General features: G+C 46.6%; 8 protein-coding genes. All 8 read left to right on the top strand.

What is annotated here, in order from left to right; translation table 11 throughout:
* The first annotated feature begins 24 nt into the window (after nt 1–24).
* A complete protein-coding gene (locus HP398_RS24460) occupies nt 25–2,052 on the top strand; it encodes a condensation domain-containing protein (RefSeq protein WP_173623898.1) in 2,028 nt (675 codons plus the stop codon).
* Between the two features lie 18 nt (nt 2,053–2,070).
* Nucleotides 2,071–10,833, top strand: coding sequence for a non-ribosomal peptide synthetase (locus tag HP398_RS24455; RefSeq protein WP_173623897.1), 8,763 nt, complete (start codon nt 2,071–2,073; stop codon nt 10,831–10,833).
* 29 nt (nt 10,834–10,862) lie between these two features.
* The gene (locus HP398_RS24450; RefSeq protein WP_069851614.1) at nt 10,863–11,762 is read left to right on the top strand and encodes a GHMP family kinase ATP-binding protein; all 900 of its coding nucleotides are present in this window, start codon (nt 10,863–10,865) and stop codon (nt 11,760–11,762) included.
* Between the two features lie 90 nt (nt 11,763–11,852).
* On the top strand, nt 11,853–13,124 hold the full coding sequence (locus HP398_RS24445) for an MFS transporter (protein ID WP_173623896.1): 1,272 nt from the start codon (nt 11,853–11,855) through the stop codon (nt 13,122–13,124).
* Between the two features lie 52 nt (nt 13,125–13,176).
* Nucleotides 13,177–14,703 (top strand): argininosuccinate lyase, encoded by a 1,527-nt coding sequence (locus HP398_RS24440; RefSeq protein WP_173623895.1) that lies wholly within the window; start codon nt 13,177–13,179, stop codon nt 14,701–14,703.
* Complete coding sequence (locus tag HP398_RS24435) at nt 14,693–15,745, top strand: PLP-dependent cysteine synthase family protein (protein WP_173623894.1); 1,053 nt, start codon at nt 14,693–14,695, stop codon at nt 15,743–15,745. Before HP398_RS24440 ends, HP398_RS24435 begins: the two co-directional genes overlap by 11 nt.
* A complete protein-coding gene (locus HP398_RS24430) occupies nt 15,720–16,976 on the top strand; it encodes an ATP-grasp domain-containing protein (RefSeq protein WP_173623893.1) in 1,257 nt (418 codons plus the stop codon). Before HP398_RS24435 ends, HP398_RS24430 begins: the two co-directional genes overlap by 26 nt.
* Complete coding sequence (gene ltaE / locus HP398_RS24425) at nt 16,973–18,028, top strand: low-specificity L-threonine aldolase (protein WP_173623892.1); 1,056 nt, start codon at nt 16,973–16,975, stop codon at nt 18,026–18,028. Before HP398_RS24430 ends, ltaE begins: the two co-directional genes overlap by 4 nt.
* Nucleotides 18,029–18,033: the final 5 nt, after the last annotated feature.

Raw genomic sequence — 18,033 nt, 5'->3', positions numbered from 1 at the left:
AGTTGCGTATCGGGGAGACTACGAATGATGGATAAAACTTTTATCAAAACGATCCCTCTGTCTGAGGCTCAAAAAGATTATTATCTACACTATTTAGTCTATCCAATGAGTCCATATTATCAGGAGCAGTATCTATTCCACTTCGAAAGTCGATTGGATGTATCGGTTACGATCCGTACACTTTACGAGATCGTGAAACGCCACGAAATCTATCGTTCCATTTTTGTTTTGGAAGACGAGCCCATCCAAAAAGTATATAGCGAGCCCATATTGGATTTTGAACATGTGTCTTCCGCTACCTGGGACGACACGATGATTAGAGAATATTTCAATGAGGAGTTCAGCAAGCCTTTTACGCTGGAAGAGGGGCCGTTATTCAGTTGCAGATTGCTCGATTATAAAGAAAGCGGCAGTATTTTATGTTTCAAGTATCACCATATCTGCTTTGATGGGTGGAGTGTTTCGCTCACCCTCGATGAATTTACGATGATCTACCAACTACTGATCACGGGCAATGATCACGTGTTGCAACCACAAATACACCAATACGCAGACTTTGTGGAGTGGGAACAGAATTACATAGCGAGCCCAGAAGGCGAAGCTGCGAGAGGTTTTTGGAAAAAGAAATTGGGTGGGACTCTTGAGCGGGTAGAAGTACCGCCAGATAAAAAGCGTCCGAGTACCCCTTCGTTTAAAGGGGGGATATCATTCTTTACGTTTACCCGCCAACTCCGGGATGAGTTGATTGCTTATCATAAACATCACAAATATCCTACGGATGTCATTTATTTATCCCTTTTTAGTGCTTTTCTTTATCGGATAACTGGGCAAGACGACATCATTGTTGGCGTACCGAGATACGGCAGGCCAAAAAGAGAGTTTCATACGATCATGGGACCGTGTATGGTAATGCTTCCCCTGCGAATCAAAATTCCTAAGAACAGCTCGCTTCGTGAATTGGCAAAGCAGATTCATGAAGAATTGTCTTTATGTTCACAGTATCAAAACTATCCAATCTCTTTGATTACAGCTGAATTGCAATATGAGCGCGATAAAAAATATGCTTCCTTTTTTTCAACGGCTTTCGTCCATCAAAAAGCGATTAAGCAAGATGCAGCGATTATGCTGGGCAATGCGCAAAATACTTTTCATAGCAATGGCCTTACCGTAAGCACCTATCCGATTGGCAAAGATGTATCCCAGTATGATTTATGTTTGGTCGTTGAAAAGGACAACCATCATGACATACTGGCAGGATTCGAATACAATTCAGATATTTTGGATGAAGAAACCATTGCCAAATGGGTTTCCGACTTTGAACGCACCAGTCTTTCTCTTTTGAAAAATGATGGTGAAAACATCCCTGCACATGCAGGCAAGCCCGCTGATTGGATGGAGAGTCTTTCCACTTTGCCTTCCCTCAAGATATTGCCAGAGGACGTCATCCCACTCTCTACCGACTCAGTAAAGTTCGAGGAAGTGACGTTTGAATGGACATGCTTGCGGGAGGTTGGGATATCTCATCTGGCTAAAGTTTGGGATGCCTCTTCCTATGCGATATTCATGACCGTATTTCTCGTACTTTTGTACGCAGAAACCGAGAAGGAGGATTTGGCTTTGGCATTTCGTGCGGGGTGGGACGAGAGCGAGGATGTCCCAAGCGCCCTGCTTTTACGAGCTGATCTGACAGGCAATCCACTACTTGGCGATTTGGTTTTGCAAATACAAAGCAAGTTAAAAGAAGCCCATTATCATCAAGCGTCCTTTCCTAACACTCACGAGCCTCAACTCTTATTTGAAATGAGTAAGAATGAATATCCCTCCACGATTGATTTTCAATTCCGCATCCATAAAACTAACAACCACATACATGGCGCCATTACCTATAAATCGAATGTATTCAAGAGGGAGACAGTGCAACGGATCTGCACCCAATATGAATACTTGTTGGAAAGCGTGACAGCCGAGTCGCATCAAAGAATCCGCGAGATTGTCAGTCATCTGAACAGCCAATTTCTAACCAGTGATGATTTTGAACAATTATTTCTGTAGCGAAAGAGGTGCACTGGCTTGAAGCATTTAACAAAAGAGAACGTACTGGAAGTCATAGAGCTTTCCATGGTGCAAAAGCAATTATTACGTCCTGACAAGATGACAACCATGCGCTATCTCATCGAGCACCGTCTCGAACTGGAACGCATTCAAGAAACGTGGAAGGAATTAATTAGCCAGACGCCGGTGATGCGAACAGTTTTCCGCCAGCTTAAAAATAAACATGTACAAGTCGTATTGAAGGAGCTACCCATTCCTATTGACTGGCACGATGTACGGGAATTATCTCCTGAACAGCAAGAGCAAGTCTATCTCTCTACACTTACAGCCCATCAGGAGCCCATTCCGTATGAGGAGGGGCCATTGATCCGGGTATCGATTTTGCAGATGGACGCCAATCAATCCGTCCTCATCTGGACTCATCATGCATTAAGTATGGACGATGCCAGTCGCGAGCTTCTTGTAGCGGAATGGCTGAAACGGGTACGGGGTAATCAGCCATCTGCCGACCAGCGGGCCTCATTCAAAGAGTATGTTGCTTGGGAGTCAAGCCAAGATGGCTCCAAAGTCAAAAGCTTTTGGGCAGATCAATTCCAAGGCTATGAAAGCGAGAATGTGTTTTATCCAGTACAAGGGGCACAGAAGGATGCGAGCCATCCGATCACCTGCAACGCTGTTCTTTCCGAAGCGGTAACCACGTCCATCAGAAGGATGGCATTCGAGCAGCGAGTATCCATAGAGGCCATCTTTCAGGCTGCTTGGCTCCTCTTGGAGAATATGTACAGTGGCGAGGACAAGCTGGTCATTGGGGTTACCGTCTCTGGCAGACCGGAAACATGGAAAGAGGCGAATACCATTATTGGGCCACTGGCTCACAGCTTACCTGTTTTCCAGACCGTGCATGCGAATCAAAAAGTGCGTGATGTCGTAAAGGATGTCGAGGAAAGCTGGGAACAACTACAGCAAAATGATATGGCCACACTAGACATGGTCCGTAACTATGCAGGCATCCGAGAAACTGATCTTATATTTGGAACGACATTGACGATACGGAATGGTGCAGAAGATCACCAGGAATCTGCCATGCTTTATCGTGGCGGCCTCGAAACAGTGGAGATAGTGGTGACGGTCGGGCAGCTCATGAAAATTCAAATTTTCCATATGAATGCGTCCTCTACGAGCGATCTGGAACGATTGCAGTCCCATTACATCCATATGCTCGAGCAGATTTGCTCAGAGGCAAACAGGAACATCAGCGATCTGAACATCGTGACGGATGAAGAACAAGAGATCATGACGAAGGTGATGGGCAATTTCGCGGAGTCGAATCGCAGTATGGAGCAATTTGCGCACCAAATCATAGAAGAGCAGGTCAAGCGCAATCCTGACGCTGTTGCTGCTATCGATGGGAAGCAATCCATCACCTACCGGGAATTGAATGAGGATTCGAACCGATTGGCGCATTGGTTGCGAAGACAAGGATTTGGCCGAAATGATCTTGCTTGCCTATTTGCTGAGAGAAGCGTCGACATGCTGCTTGGTATTCTGGCTGTACTGAAAGCAGGAGGGGCCTATGTCCCGCTTGATACAGCCCATCCCGATCAACGACTCCTTACGATTCTTGATAACAGCAAGGCGAAGGTTTTACTGACCGAGGCGCGTTTCCAATCGCGTAGCATGGCCTTGGCAGACAGATTGGAGCACAAGCCAGTTGTGTTTTGCCTGAACAAAGGGGACGGGACAAGCTCGGACATTTCTTCCTTGCAAGCGTCGGATACATCGAATCCAGAGATCATCCATGCGCATGATGATTTGGCAAACGTCTTTTTTACCTCAGGCTCCACTGGTATGCCAAAAGGGGCAATGATCGAGCATAGCGGCATGCTGAATCATCTTTACGCCAAAATGGATGTCCTTGGACTGAATGAAGATAGCATCGTAGCGCAGAATGCTTCTCATTGCTTTGATATATCGGTGTGGCAATTCCTGGCTCCCTTGATGGCAGGGGGTAAGCTAGTGATTTACGACAACGAGACGGCTACTGATCCGGATGCATTGCTCCAAGCCTTGAATCGAGATGGTGTCACCGTAATTCAGCTGGTCCCAGCGATGATAGAAGCATTGCACAATGCTGCACTGACTCTTCCACCGGAACAGCATGTGTTACCTCAATTGCAATATATGATTTCTACTGGTGAAGGATTGCCAGTAACCCTGTGCCAAAAGTGGCAAAGCCTGTATCCCGATGTGATTGTAGTGAACACGTATGGAGCTACGGAGTGCTCAGATGATACGATGCATGAAATCATTGATCGTTCGTATGCGCATGATGATTATCCTTATGTGGCCTTGGGAAGCTCGATCGCCAATATGAAGCACTATGTGCTGGACAAATGGATGCGCTCCGTTCCGGTTGGTTGTGTCGGGGAAATCTACATTTCTGGAACTGGCGTAGGGCGGGGGTATCTCCATGATGCTGAACGCACTGAGCTAGCATTTTCAGAAAATCCATTTTTGCAGGGTAGAAAAGAACGGCTATATAAAACAGGCGATTTGGGACGTTATTTGTCAAATGGGAGACTCGTATTTGTTACGCGTGCTGATTTTCAGGTGAAGGTACGCGGACATCGCATAGAGCTCGGCGAGATAGAAAATGCCCTTTTACGTCACACGCTGGTGAGACAGTGTGTAGCGGTTGCACGGGAAGATGAAAATGGGCAGAACGGAATTGTTTGCTATGTGGTCACACATGAACAGCAGAGCGAGCATGAGCTGCAAGCCTATCTCAGAACGATCTTGCCGGAGTATATGGTTCCGGAGCGAATCGTCATTCTGGATGCAATGCCACTGAATCGCAACGGAAAAGTAGACAAAAAAGCATTGCCAGAGACAGACGTGATTCAAAAGAAGTCTGAAGCATTCGTCGCTCCTCGTAACGATCTGGAACGAAGCTTGGCAGCTATCTGGCGTACCGTGCTAAACATAGAGGACATCGGGATCGACGATGACTTTTTCCAGCTTGGCGGGCATTCTATGAAAACGATTCAGGTTCGCTTGCGCATGAAAAGAGAGATGGGCATAGAAATTACCATCAAGGACTTATTCGAGCATCGAACCATTCGGGAGTTATCCTCCCTGTTTCATCACGAGGAAGCGCTGTCCACAGGTGAGCTCCATACGCAACATGATCGATCAACGATCCCCAAGGCAACAGAGCAAGCGTATTACCCGGTGTCACATGCGCAGAGGAGACTGTTTTTCATTCAGCAGCTAGAGCCTGAGAATACGGCTTATAATATGCCGACGATCTACCATATCACGGGACCATTGAAGGAGCGTGTCCTGCATCAGGCATTCGGGTTGCTCGTGAAAAGACATGAAGTGCTGCGAACAAAGTTCCTGTTAAGAGACGGACGCCCCGTTCAACAGGTGCTGCCGAGCAATGACTTCACCTATGCATTTGTCGATCTTTCCAAGGAGTCAGAAGCGTCGAAGCAAGAAGCGATTGATCTGATTATCCAAAAAGAGACGGAAACCAGCTTTGATTTTGACAGGGATACATTGTTTCGGGTGAAGTTATGCAAGGCTGCGGAAGAAAAATACGTATTGTTAATGAACATGCATCACATGATCAGTGATCAATGGTCGTGGGGGATATTGATGAAGGATTTAGGCACCATCTACGAATCCTTGCATCAAGGGATAGACCTCGAATTGCCGGAGTTGAGCATCCAGTATAAAGATTATGCAGTCTGGCAAAATCAGTCGATTCATCATGGAGAGCTGGCAGAATCAGAAGCGTATTGGCTGAAGACATTCGAAAAAGAGATCCCAGTATTGGACTTGCCGACAGATTTCCAGCGACAGCCTGCACAAACGTATTTTTCGGCAACGGAATCTTATCAAATTCCGGAAAAAGCGTTTAGCCGCATGAAAGAGATTGCTCAGCAACATGATGCCTCCATGTTTATGGTGATTTTATCAACGATAGGCATTTGGCTGTCCAAGCTAACCAATCAACAGGATATCATCATCGGTACTCCGGAGGCTGGTCGGAACCACATGGATATTGAACAGGTCATTGGATTTTTTATTAACACACTCCCGTTGAGACTAGAAGTCAATCAGGAGCATACCTTCATCGAGGCGTTACACGTTTGGCGCCAGCAAGCACTGGAGTCTTACATGCATCATGAGTATCCATTCGATAAATTGGTCGAAAAAATTAATCCGGAAAGAGATGTTAGCCGCAATCCTATTTTTTCTTTCATGTTCCAATATATTGAAAAAACGGAAGAGGAAAATGAAATAAATGGCTTGGAAATGACAGCTGTTGAATCCTATAACTCCATGACGAATTTCGATTTATCGCTCGTATGCATGGACCTAGAAAATGGAGCGGGTTTGACTGTCGAATATCGCACGGATTTATTTAAGCCAGAAACGGTTCAACGGATGCTCAAATATTTGGGCAACATCATCGAACAGGTAGCCAATCAACCAGATATCCATTTCAAGCATATCGAATTGTTGTCAGTGGAAGAAAAACAGGCAATGATCTCTGCCTATAAGGAAGTTTCTTTTACCAATGGGGATGAGCATAAAACAATCATCGAGCTATTCGAGGAGCAAACAGAGAAAACCCCGGATCGCATTGCTCTCGCTTTTGAAGAGCAAGAACTGTCTTATTCAGAACTGAATAAACGGGTGAATCAGCTGGCGCGGACATTGGTAGCTGCGGGCGTCCATGCAAATCAAATGGTGGGGATCATCGCAGAACGGTCCATAGAGATGATCGTTGGCGTATTGGCGATTGTGAAAGCGGGTGGAGCCTACGTCCCCATTGACCCTGATTATCCGGAAGAGCGCATACGGTACATGCTGGAACATTCGGGAGCAGAAGTTTTGCTGTTGCATCAGTCGGTACGCAACAAAGTGAATACTGACAAAAAAATGATCCTGCTTGACGATGAGGAGTCCTATCATCAGGAGAATACGAATCTCGGGTTACCTGTTCAGTTTGATCAGCTTGCTTATGTGATTTATACATCAGGCACTACGGGAACGCCAAAGGGAGTCATGATTGAACACCGACAGCTTCATTCGCTTGCGCAGGCATGGAAACAAGAATACAAGCTGGATGAATTCCCCGTCAGAAGTTTGCAATGGGCAAGTTTTTCTTTTGATGTGTTTACGGGTGATTATATGAGATGCCTGTTAAACGGTGGGAAACTGGTTATTTGCCCAAAAGATGCGAGAGTGGATTTGGAGCGCCTTTACTACCTGATGGAAAAGCATGAGATTAATCTGTTTGAATCGACTCCCGTCCTTGTGATTCCTTTCATGGACTATCTCTATGAAAATGGGCTCAACATAGACTTCATGAAAATATTGATTCTTGGCTCGGATCAATGCCCGTTACATGCCTTTCACAAGCTTGTCGATCGATACGGAAGCACAATGAGAATCTTAAACAGCTATGGAGTGACGGAGGCTACCATTGATTCCTCCTATTATGAAAGAGATAAACAGCAAGATTACAAATTTTTGCCGATTGGCAAGCCTTTGCCAGGGGTGAAGATGTATATTCTGGACGCCAATCTTCATGTGCAGCCTGTGGGTGTCCCAGGAGAACTGTATATTGGAGGCTTGGGAGTAGGAAAAGGATATTTCAAGCGGCCAGATTTGACAAATGAAAAATTCGTTCCCAATCCGTTTTGTATCGGTGAAAGCATGTATAAGACAGGGGATATGGCTCGATGGCTCCCCAGCGGAGATATTGAATTTTTAAGGCGATTGGATAATCAGGTAAAAATACGTGGGAATCGAATCGAATTAGAAGAAATCGAAGCAGAATTACGAAAAATGGGCGATATTCGCGACGCGGTCGTTATCGCAAGAGCGGATGAATCCGGTCAAAAAAGGCTGGTTGCATTCTTTGTAGCTGTAAAAGCTGTGGAATCGAACGTATTGAGAGAGTCGCTGCGGAAGTCGTTACCGGCATTTATGGTCCCAGCCCATTTTGTTCAGCTAGATGAAATACCAGTAACGCCGAATGGAAAGATTGATCGAAAAGCGTTAGTGGATATCAACATCGTCTTGCAGAGTGAAATGGAATATGTGGAGCCCCAAACGGACAACGAGAAGATATTGGTAGCTGTGTGGCAAGACGTTTTACATGAGAAAAAGATTGGGACTTTGGATCATTTCTTTGAACTTGGTGGCGACTCTATCAAATCGATTCAAGTTTCATCGCAATTAGCAGCTTTGGGATACAAGATGGAGATTCGAGATCTTTTCAAATATCCAACGATCGCAGAACTGAGTACAAAACTGAAACTGATGAATAGGAAAATTGACCAAAAGGATGTGGAAGGCGTTGTACCACTGACCCCGATTCAGCATTGGTTGATACAAGAACACAGTCAGCATCTCCATCACTATAACCAATCTTTTGTGTTGTACCGCAAAGAGCGGTTTGACGAGGAGATAGTTCGCAAAGTCGTCGATAAGCTCGTACAGCACCATGATGCACTGCGAATGATTTTCCGCCAAACAGAGACAGGTTATGAGGCTAATAATCGAGGCGTCAACACTAGCGACATGTATCGTCTGGAGATTTGGGACTATCAAAACAAGAATGGGTCTGAGATCGAACAAGCGATGGACTTGAAATGCAGTGAAATTCAATCGAGGCTTAACATTTTTGATGGCCCATTAATGAGGCTAGGGTTATTCCAATGCTCGGATGGCGATCACTTGCTTATTGCTGTTCATCATTTAGTCGTAGACGGGGTATCATGGCGCATTTTAATCGACGATTTCAAAACAGCTTATGGGCAGCTCCTCCGTAATGAAGAGATTCGTTTCCCTTTAAAAAGTGATTCCTTCCAATTATGGGCGCAACAATTGAACGAGTATGCCAATAGCGAAAGGCTCGAGCAAGAGCGTGAATATTGGAATCGAATCGAGGAAAGGGACACTCAATCGTTGCCAACCGATTACGATGAGCAAAAACCGCTTCGGAAAACAACCAGGACGAAAACGGTCATGATGGATCAGCAGCAAACCGAGGAATTGCTAAAACAAGCCAATCGCGCCTATCAGACGGAAATCGATGAACTTTTGTTGGCTGCTATTGGAATGGGCTTTAAAAAATGGGCAAATATCGATCGCGTCGTCTTGAATATGGAAGGGCATGGTAGGGAATCGATTTTACCAGATCTGAACATTAACCGCACAGTGGGATGGTTCACGAGTGAATATCCAGTGATGGTAGATGTCGGGAACGAAATGAATCCGTCAGCTATCATTCCTAAAATCAAAAAAGATGTACGAAGAATACCACATAAAGGGATTCACTACGGTATATTGAAATATTTGTCTGCAAAATCGCCAAACACCACCATGAATGTACATCCTGAAGTCAGTTTTAATTATTTGGGACAATTTGATATGGATCGAAAAGAAAAGGATGACGACATTCAATTGTCCACATTCTCAGGCGGAGAATCAATGAGTCTAGAGCAGTTCCGGGAATGCAAGATTGACATTGAGTGCGTGGTGTTGAATGGAAGCTTTCACTTTATGGTAGCTTACAGCGAGGCACAGTATAAAACGGAAACCATCGAACGACTTACTGCATGCCTTCAGGATAGTCTTAGGGAAGTCCTCCAACACTGCATGATGAAATTGCGCAACAATCCTGACCACGAAATCGCTGGAGAATGGGTGGACTTCGAAGCAGTGATAGACGGATTTTTCGACTCTTCTACGATGAGTGATCTTCCTGGCGCAATTGCGGTGGTAGTCCAACACAGTCAAGTGAAAGTAAAGAAGGCTTACGGTTACGCCAATCTATCAGAGAAAGTGCCCATGAGTGCAGATGAAACCGTAGTCAAGGTAGGTTCGATTTCCAAACTCGTAACAGTCGCTGCCATTTTGAAGCTAGTGGAGCAAGGTCTGATTGGATGGAACGAGGATGTTCAGCAATACCTCGATATGGAAATACCGAGAAGGGTTGAGGGCCCACTAACGGTAGAACATTTACTCAGTTACACAACAGGGTTTGACTCGCCAGACGCGGGAAATGATCAAAGCTATCATTTTGGCGGGCGTGACTCCCTAACGTTACGAGAGTATATTCACCGCTATATGCCAACCGTGATTTACAAGCCTGGCGAACAATATGAGAATGAGAATTTTGCCTTTATGCTGGCGGGGTATCTGGTGGAAAGAGTGACGGGAGTTTCCTTTGATCGCTATGTAAGAGAGCACTTCTTTACGCCTCTCGAAATGACAGACAGCAGTTTTCTACTACAACCAGAATTAGAGGCGAAGATGGCCACAGGCTATGATCTGGAAAATCAGGCCGTACAAAAGTACGATTTCAGCCCTGCAATCTCACCAGACGGCAGCATGCTCTCCACGGGGCACGATATCGCCACATTCATGCTGGCTCTCTTACGTGGAGGCGCTGATGGCAAAGGATCAATTTTAGAGGCGGATTCGATAGACAAAATGTTCTCCAGTAAATCAGTACCTCATCCAACAGGGGCAAATACAGGGTATGGATTTACGGTAAAATTCCACCCAGAATACGTACATGAGAATATTTTGGCGAAGGCAGGCGAGGTCATAGGCTTTAACTCCTTTATGTGGTTCCTGCCAGAAAAACAAATGGGGGTCTTTGTTAGTACAAATAAAAGTCAATTCAACAAAATTGAATTTTTCGATTACTTCATGAAGCGCTATCGTCCTGCGGAAGCGATCATCATGTAAATCATATTCGTGTAAACGGGGGGGCCACTATGAGCATGATTAAGACTAGTTCCATTAGTCGTTTTCCTAATACGAATGACGTAGGAATCGGTGTATCTATCGGTACTTTTGGGGAACTACTGCAGGGGATTCTAGAGGAAAATAATCTGGATTTTCTGGTGACTTTACCTATCAAAAATGCATCCTACGCTACTTTTTATTCGATTCCAACCTTACAGGAGATCATCATCGTGCCACGCTCCAAGCAAAAATCAAAAAGGTTGGCGGAAAAAATCATTCAGCACTATGGATTGCCGGCAGGTGGAATTTTAGAGATCAACTCAGAACTTCCGGTTGGAAAAGGCTTGGCAAGCTCATCAGCAGATTTGGTGGCTGCCTCCAGAGCGGTTGGAAATTGTTTCGATATAAGCATTGAGCCTTCCTTACTAGAGTGGTTTTTGTCGAGTATTGAGCCGACGGATGGCGTTATGTATGAGGGGGCGGTTTCTTACTACCATAAAGAAGTCAGATTGCGAGAATACATCGGGGAACTGCCGGCATTATGCATTTTAAGTATTGATGAGGGAGGAACCATCGATACCGTTGAGTTCAATAAGCGAACAAAGCCCTATACCCAAGAAGACAAGATGGAGTACAGCGTGTTGTTACAAAAAATCACGAAAGCAATCAGAGAAAGAGATGTCCACATGATAGGTGCCGTCTCTTCCCGAAGTGCGATCTTGAATCAAAAGATTCTGCCCAAAAAATTATTGCCGGAAGTCATGGAGATCAACGAGAAAATTGGCGGGTTAGGTACTGTTGTGGCACATAGTGGGACCAGCCTCGGTATTTTATTGTTGAAAGAAGAACCTGATTTCTATCAAAAGCTGGAACTGGGGTATAGATGGTTAAGTGAACTGAATAAAGAAGTGCATGTGTACCACACCTAGAGGATCAGATCCAAGAGATGGCTTCTGGCATGCTCGGAAGTCATCTTCCCCAAAAATTGATTTCGTTCGTATTGGGAGTGGATTATCGAGATGGAACAGCCAGTAAGCGTTAATGAAAAGGTATCTTTTCGGGCGTTGCTTGGTTTGAAAAGTTATCGCTATTTAATCTTTTCGCAATTTGTCTCGAACATGGGAGATGGAGTATATCGATTAGCGCTTATTTGGCTAATGAAGGTTTTGACGGAAAGTCCTTTGTTAATGGCGATTTTATTGGCAGCGGAGACCATCCCATTGATCATATTCGGATTGTTCGCGGGCGTTTTTGTTGATCGAGGAAATAAAAAGAGGATCATGGTCGTTTCGCATATATTGAGAGCTGCGCTCATTTTATGCATCGTCCTGTTGTTCTTGTTTAACATGCTGCATCCTGCTGTACTGATCATCATTGCCGTTTTGCTGACTACGGTTAGTGCCTTCTTCAGGCCAGCACTCACGGTAGCGATACGGACGTTGGTTCCCGAACAACATATGACGCAAGCCCAAAGTTTATCGCAGATGATTCAAACGATTGTCAGTTTGGCGGCTCCGGCATTGGCAGCGGGGTTGATCGCGTTTGGAATGGAATATGCTTTTATTTTGAATGTCGTCACCTATATGTTAGGTGCACTGATTATTTTATGGATAAACGAGAAGGAGCTTGTCATTTCATCTGTCAGTGAGTTTACAGCAAGAATGATCATGACGGATTTGAAGGATGGAATCCATGCGATTACGAAGCATGATTTTTTGCGAAACTGCATGATTTATTTCACCATCCTCAATTTTTTGACGGCTCCAGAAGCGATCTTGCTGCCACTGGTCGTTACCAATGTTACCGAATTAGCCATGCTCGAGATTAGTTTTTTTATCGGGATTATGCTTGGGTCGCTATGTATTAATTATTTGAATCGATATGATGCGATTATTTACATTTGCTGCGGCATTAGTCTGTTCAGTATCGGAATCGGAATGTTTGCGTTTGGTATTCCACTTGTATGGCAAGTCATATGTGTATTCGTGAATGGGATAGGCTCGGCATTCGTCAATATCAAAATGAGCACGTTGATTACCTTGATGGTGCCTAAGGAAGTCTTGGGAAGAGCATCGAGCTTGATCAGTGTAATGGTTATGTGCGCCATGCCAGTCTCCGTATTCCTGGTAGGTCTGACTACTGGTCTTGTTTCCATCTTTACGATATTTGGAATCATTGGCGGAGCGGGACTTCTCATTGTGGTTCTTATGCTGATGAACCCACACTTGAGAATGAAAAAAGAACATCACTACGATTATGCGGAACAGAAATCAGGGGGAATCTCTCTTTAGTGCAACTCCTGGTTGGATCGTTACTCAGTCGGAAGCGAGGTGTATTTTTTGCATGAGTGTAAAATTAACGGGCAGAATTGCTTCGACACCAAGCCGTCTCTTGCATGATGAAGTATTGGAACCGCAGTTCAAATATGAAGTCGATTACTTGTTGCCTGGGTATATTCAGATTGAATTCGCCATGCTTTTGGAATATGTCAGAATGGGCTTGATTACACGACAAGACGCTTTGCTTATCGCAAAGGCACTTCAGGGTGCTACACCAGAAACAATAGCTCCTGACCCTGGACGGAACATGTCTGATATTTCTTTTGCCCTCGAGCGTTATATTGAAGGTTTACTCCCGAGACCAGTACCGTGTTGGCATATGGATCGCAGCCGCAATGATGTTCAAGCGTGCGCCCAGGTGATGTTTGGTCGTGCGCAATGGCTGGAGACGATGGGGGAATTGGGACAGCTTATTCAATCGATGCATACATTGGCTGTTCAATATCGCTCGGTTCCCATGCCAGGATATACGCATTACCAATCCGCACAGTTGATTACCCCTGGATTTTATCTTTCCTCTATTAACGGTGAATTTTTGCAAGCCATGAATCGATGGATACAAATCTATGACGACATGAACCAGTGCCCGCTTGGGGCAGGGGCCATGGCTGGAGTTGAACTGCCGTGGAACCGTCAACAGTTGTCCAAGCTGCTTGGGTTCAGACAGCCTCGAATGAGTGCGTTGTCGGCGGTCGCGTCTCGGGAATGGGTTTTGAGGATGGCAGGAGAGCTGTCCACCTTCTCGGTATTGGTCTCCCGGTTTACAACGGATTTGATTCAATGGGGCAGCAGCGAAATGAACTTCCTCCAATTGCCGGATGAGCTATCAGGTATATCTTCTGCCATGCCACAGAAAAGAAACTTCCCGATCCTGGAGCGTATCCGGGGGAAGAGTGCGCATCTAACCGGATTTTATATGGATATGGTGCTAGGTCAGCGCAATACAGCTTTCACGAATTTGGTAGAGACGTCCAAAGAGGCAGGCACTCATCTTCTGACGTTGTTTCAACAAACCAAAACGTTGTTGCGCCTGTTAAAAGCGGTGATCGATCATTTGCAATTCAATGAGGATCGTTTGCTCCATATATGTAAACGGGACTTTTTTGGAGGATTTACTCTTGCGAATTTGCTGACGTTGGAGCATGAGATTCCGTATCGCACAGCACAGGTAATCGCAGGCCGATACATCGTTAGCGCGCTGGAACACGGTGTATCACCGGAGCCGGGAGATCCACGGCTACTCGATAACGCTTGCGCGGAAGCAGGCTTTCAAGTACCGGATACGGCTTCGCTCCTCGCTGCTTCCTTCGATGTGCAGGGGGGCTTGTACGCGAAGAAATCAACGGGCTCCACGAACCCAGAGGAAGTACAGCAGATGCTGAGTGCACAGAGGGAGCATGCAGAGAAGCTGCAACGGGAGTGGCAGGATCGACAAGAGCAATTGCAGGCGATCGAAGAAAGGCGGGAGAGGTTCATGAAGAGGTTTCTTTCTGGCAAGCAAGGGAAGGATGTGAGCGTAGATGCGGTATGAACAGCTGGCAGATACTATCGGGGATACCCCTCTAGTCAAGCTGAGGCTTGATGAAGGAGCAGTCGGTTCTGTATATGCAAAGCTCGAGTTAATGAACCCGTTCGGCATGAAGGATCGCGTAGCCAAGCAATCGGTCTTGGCAGCGATACAGTCAGGAGAGCTTCAGGCGGGCATGCCGATTATCGAAAGCTCGTCAGGAACGTTGGCGTGTGGCTTGGCCTTGGTTGGGCGCCAATTGGGGCATGACGTACACATCGTGACTGATCCGAGAATTGACCCGATTACCTATGCCAAGTTGACCTCGCTTGGCTGCCATGTTCACGTAGTTTCGCAGATGGGAAAACAAGGGTGGCAAAGCGCCAGACTGGACCGACTCCAAGAATTAATGAGGGAGTATCCAGGAGCGTTCTGGCCTCGACAATACGAGAATCCGGAAAATCCGCGTGCATATGCTGCGCTGGCCTCCGAGTTGATGCAAGACCTCAAACGAATTGATGTGCTTGTTGGTGCAGTCGGCAGCGGAGGCTCCTTGTCCGGGACCGCCAGAGAGCTGAAGCGTCATTATAAGGAGCTGCGCGTCGTAGCAGTTGATGCAGCGGGGAGTGTGATATTCGGACAGCCCGATCAGCCTATGCGTCTACAGGGTGGCTTGGGAAACAGTTTGGTCGCCAAGAATGTAGATTTTTCCATGATCGATGAAGTTCATTGGTTGAACGATGCGGAGGCATTTGCGGCTACGCTGCAGTTGGCCCGTAATGAGCATATTTTTGCTGGCAACAGCTCGGGTTCCGTGTATGCCGTAGCCAATTGGTTAGCGAGCCAAGTCGGGAGTGAGTGCAATATCGTGGCCATATTGCCGGATCGAGGGGATCGGTATGTCGATACGATCTATAGCGACTCCTACCGTGAGAGCAAAGGTCTGATGCAAACGAACCTGCCAGACACGCCGCAATGTGTGGAACCAAAGACAGTCGTGACTAGCTGGTCCTATTCTAAATTAATGGGGATGTATCCGAATGAACAAACACTTTCTGTTCGTTGAAGCGAATACGACGGGGACAGGTATGCTCGCTATTAAAAAGGCGCGCGAATTGGGGTTTACGCCCGTATTTTTCACAGAGAAGCCTGAACGTTACCACGGTTTGAATGAGTTGGAATGTCATGTAGTCGTGACAGATACGAATTCCCAAGCAGAGCTGACTGACAGTGTAGCACAAGTGAGTAAGGAAGGCAGAGAGATAGCCGGAATCATGTCGACAAGCGACTATTACCTCGAATCGGTAGCCAAGCTGGCCCGGAAATTCGGTTGGACAGGCAATACTCTGGAGGCGATTGAGACCTGCCGAAATAAAGCGATGTTTCGCGAGAAGCTTCAGGGGCATCAAGTGTCTCAGCCTGAATTTTTGGCAATAGGCTCTATGGAGGCATTGATGGAAGCGCGCTCTTTCATTTCCCTGCCCTGCGTGGTGAAGCCCGCTGATGATAGCGGATCAAATAACGTACGGCTGTGCTTTAGCTGGGATGAAGTGGAGCATATGGCAGCGGAAATTCTTGCGATCACGTACAATGCGCGCGGCCAGGAAACAGCACGAACAGTTCTTCTGGAGCAGTATGTCGAGGGCCCTGAATTTAGCGTGGAGACGTTCTCGTGGCAAGGGCAATGCTTTGTCATCGGGATTACCCAGAAACGGTTAACAGGATATCCATTTTTCGTGGAAGCAGGGCATATTTTCCCTGCACCGCTGTCGGCAGAAGATAAGAAGGAGATTGAGAGAACAGTGGAAAGGGCGTTAGCGGCGGTGAACTACCAGTTCGGTGCTGCCCATACAGAAGTGAAGTGGACATCAGCAGGCTGTGTTGTCATCGAGGTCAACGCAAGGCTTGCCGGTGGAATGATTCCAGAGCTGGTTCGCCGTTCAACAGGGATTGATCTGCTTTTGCAACAGATTCGGTGTGCGGCTGGACTTGCGCCTGAATTGTCTCAAACAGTCGAAGTGCAACGATATGCAGGCATTCATTTTCTCGTGTCTGAGAGTCAGGGAACCTTTAGCAGGATACATGGAATGGATACCGTTCGCAACCTGCCGGGGATTGCTGAAGTAGCGATTCATGCAAAAATTGGTCAAAACGTCCAACCGCCGCAAAATTTCTCGCATCGTCTCGGCTATGTCATCGTGGAAGGGAAGCATTACAGCGAGACCGCTGAGCTGATCCAACAGGTAAATGACAACCTAAAGGTACAAGTAGGTCAGCAATTGGAGAGTGGGGTATGAAACCGTTGATCGAATTGAGAAGCGATACATTCACTTTGCCGACAAACCAGATGATGGATGCCATTCAAGAGGCGGTACTCGGTGACGATGTGTATGGGGAAGATCCTACGGTTCGCCAATTGGAGCAAGAAGCGGCCCAAAAGCTGGGCAAGGAGGCAGCCATTCTCATGCCAAGTGGAACGATGGCCAATCTGGCATCCTTAATGGCGCATTGTCCTCGCGGTTCCAAAGTAATTGTAGGCAATGAGACCGACATTTACATCTATGAAGCGGGTGGCGCGGCTGTGTGCGGCGGTATTATGTACGAACCGATTCCGACGCAGCCAGATGGGAGGCTGGACATCTCAGATATGGAGCGGGTCTTTCCGTTGGAGCCAGAAGATCCACAATTCGCATTGCCCTCCCTGATCTGCTTGGAAAACCCGCATAACCGAATGGGGGGACGTGTCCTACCGCTGTCTTATTTGGCAGAGGTTCGCGCATTTGCAAACGAAAAGGCTGTGCCTGTTCATATGGACGGTGCGCGTTTGTTCAATGCGGCAGTTGCTCTTGACGTGGATGCGGCTGAGATTGCGCGTTATGCGGATTCCGTGCAAATATGTTTGTCGAAAGGGTTGTCAGCACCGATTGGTTCCCTTGTCGTCGGGTCAAAAGATTTTATTCAGAAAGTGTATCGTCTTCGCAAAATGCTGGGTGGCGGTATGCGCCAGGCTGGGATTATTGCAGCGCCAGGTCTGGTTGCCTTGCAGCAGATGACGGATCAATTGGCAGTCGATCACGCAAACGCCCTTCGCTTAGTGCGTGGTCTTGCGGAGATTCCAGGAATCGTGACGCATGTGGAAGATGTAGAGACCAATATTGTGTTCTTCCGGATAGAACACCCAATCCATACGTGGCAGACCTTCATAGAAGCAGCGCAAGCACATGGGCTGCGCGTAGCTGAGCTCGGTCACGGCCGAATTCGAGCGGTGACGCATTCCGGTATTGAGACGGCGGATATCGACAAGGCGCTAAGCATTGTACGTGAACTGTTACAGTTCCAAACGGTGTAGAGCAA

The organism is Brevibacillus sp. HB1.4B (assembly GCF_013284285.1).
In the GTDB taxonomy this organism is placed as follows: domain Bacteria; phylum Bacillota; class Bacilli; order Brevibacillales; family Brevibacillaceae; genus Brevibacillus; species Brevibacillus porteri.
The sequence above is the reverse complement of the archived record's forward strand: the minus strand, read 5'-3'. Positions and strand labels throughout refer to the sequence as shown.

What these genes read in the sequence shown, in the direction of transcription:
- HP398_RS24460 (WP_173623898.1), top strand. Translation starts at nt 25, where the DNA reads ATGATGGATAAAACTTTTATCAAAACGATCCCTCTGTCTGAGGCTCAA.
- HP398_RS24450 (WP_069851614.1), top strand. Translation starts at nt 10,863, where the DNA reads ATGAGCATGATTAAGACTAGTTCCATTAGTCGTTTTCCTAATACGAAT.
- HP398_RS24445 (WP_173623896.1), top strand. Translation starts at nt 11,853, where the DNA reads ATGGAACAGCCAGTAAGCGTTAATGAAAAGGTATCTTTTCGGGCGTTG.
- HP398_RS24440 (WP_173623895.1), top strand. Translation starts at nt 13,177, where the DNA reads ATGAGTGTAAAATTAACGGGCAGAATTGCTTCGACACCAAGCCGTCTC.
- HP398_RS24435 (WP_173623894.1), top strand. Translation starts at nt 14,693, where the DNA reads ATGCGGTATGAACAGCTGGCAGATACTATCGGGGATACCCCTCTAGTC.
- HP398_RS24430 (WP_173623893.1), top strand. Translation starts at nt 15,720, where the DNA reads ATGAACAAACACTTTCTGTTCGTTGAAGCGAATACGACGGGGACAGGT.
- ltaE (WP_173623892.1), top strand. Translation starts at nt 16,973, where the DNA reads ATGAAACCGTTGATCGAATTGAGAAGCGATACATTCACTTTGCCGACA.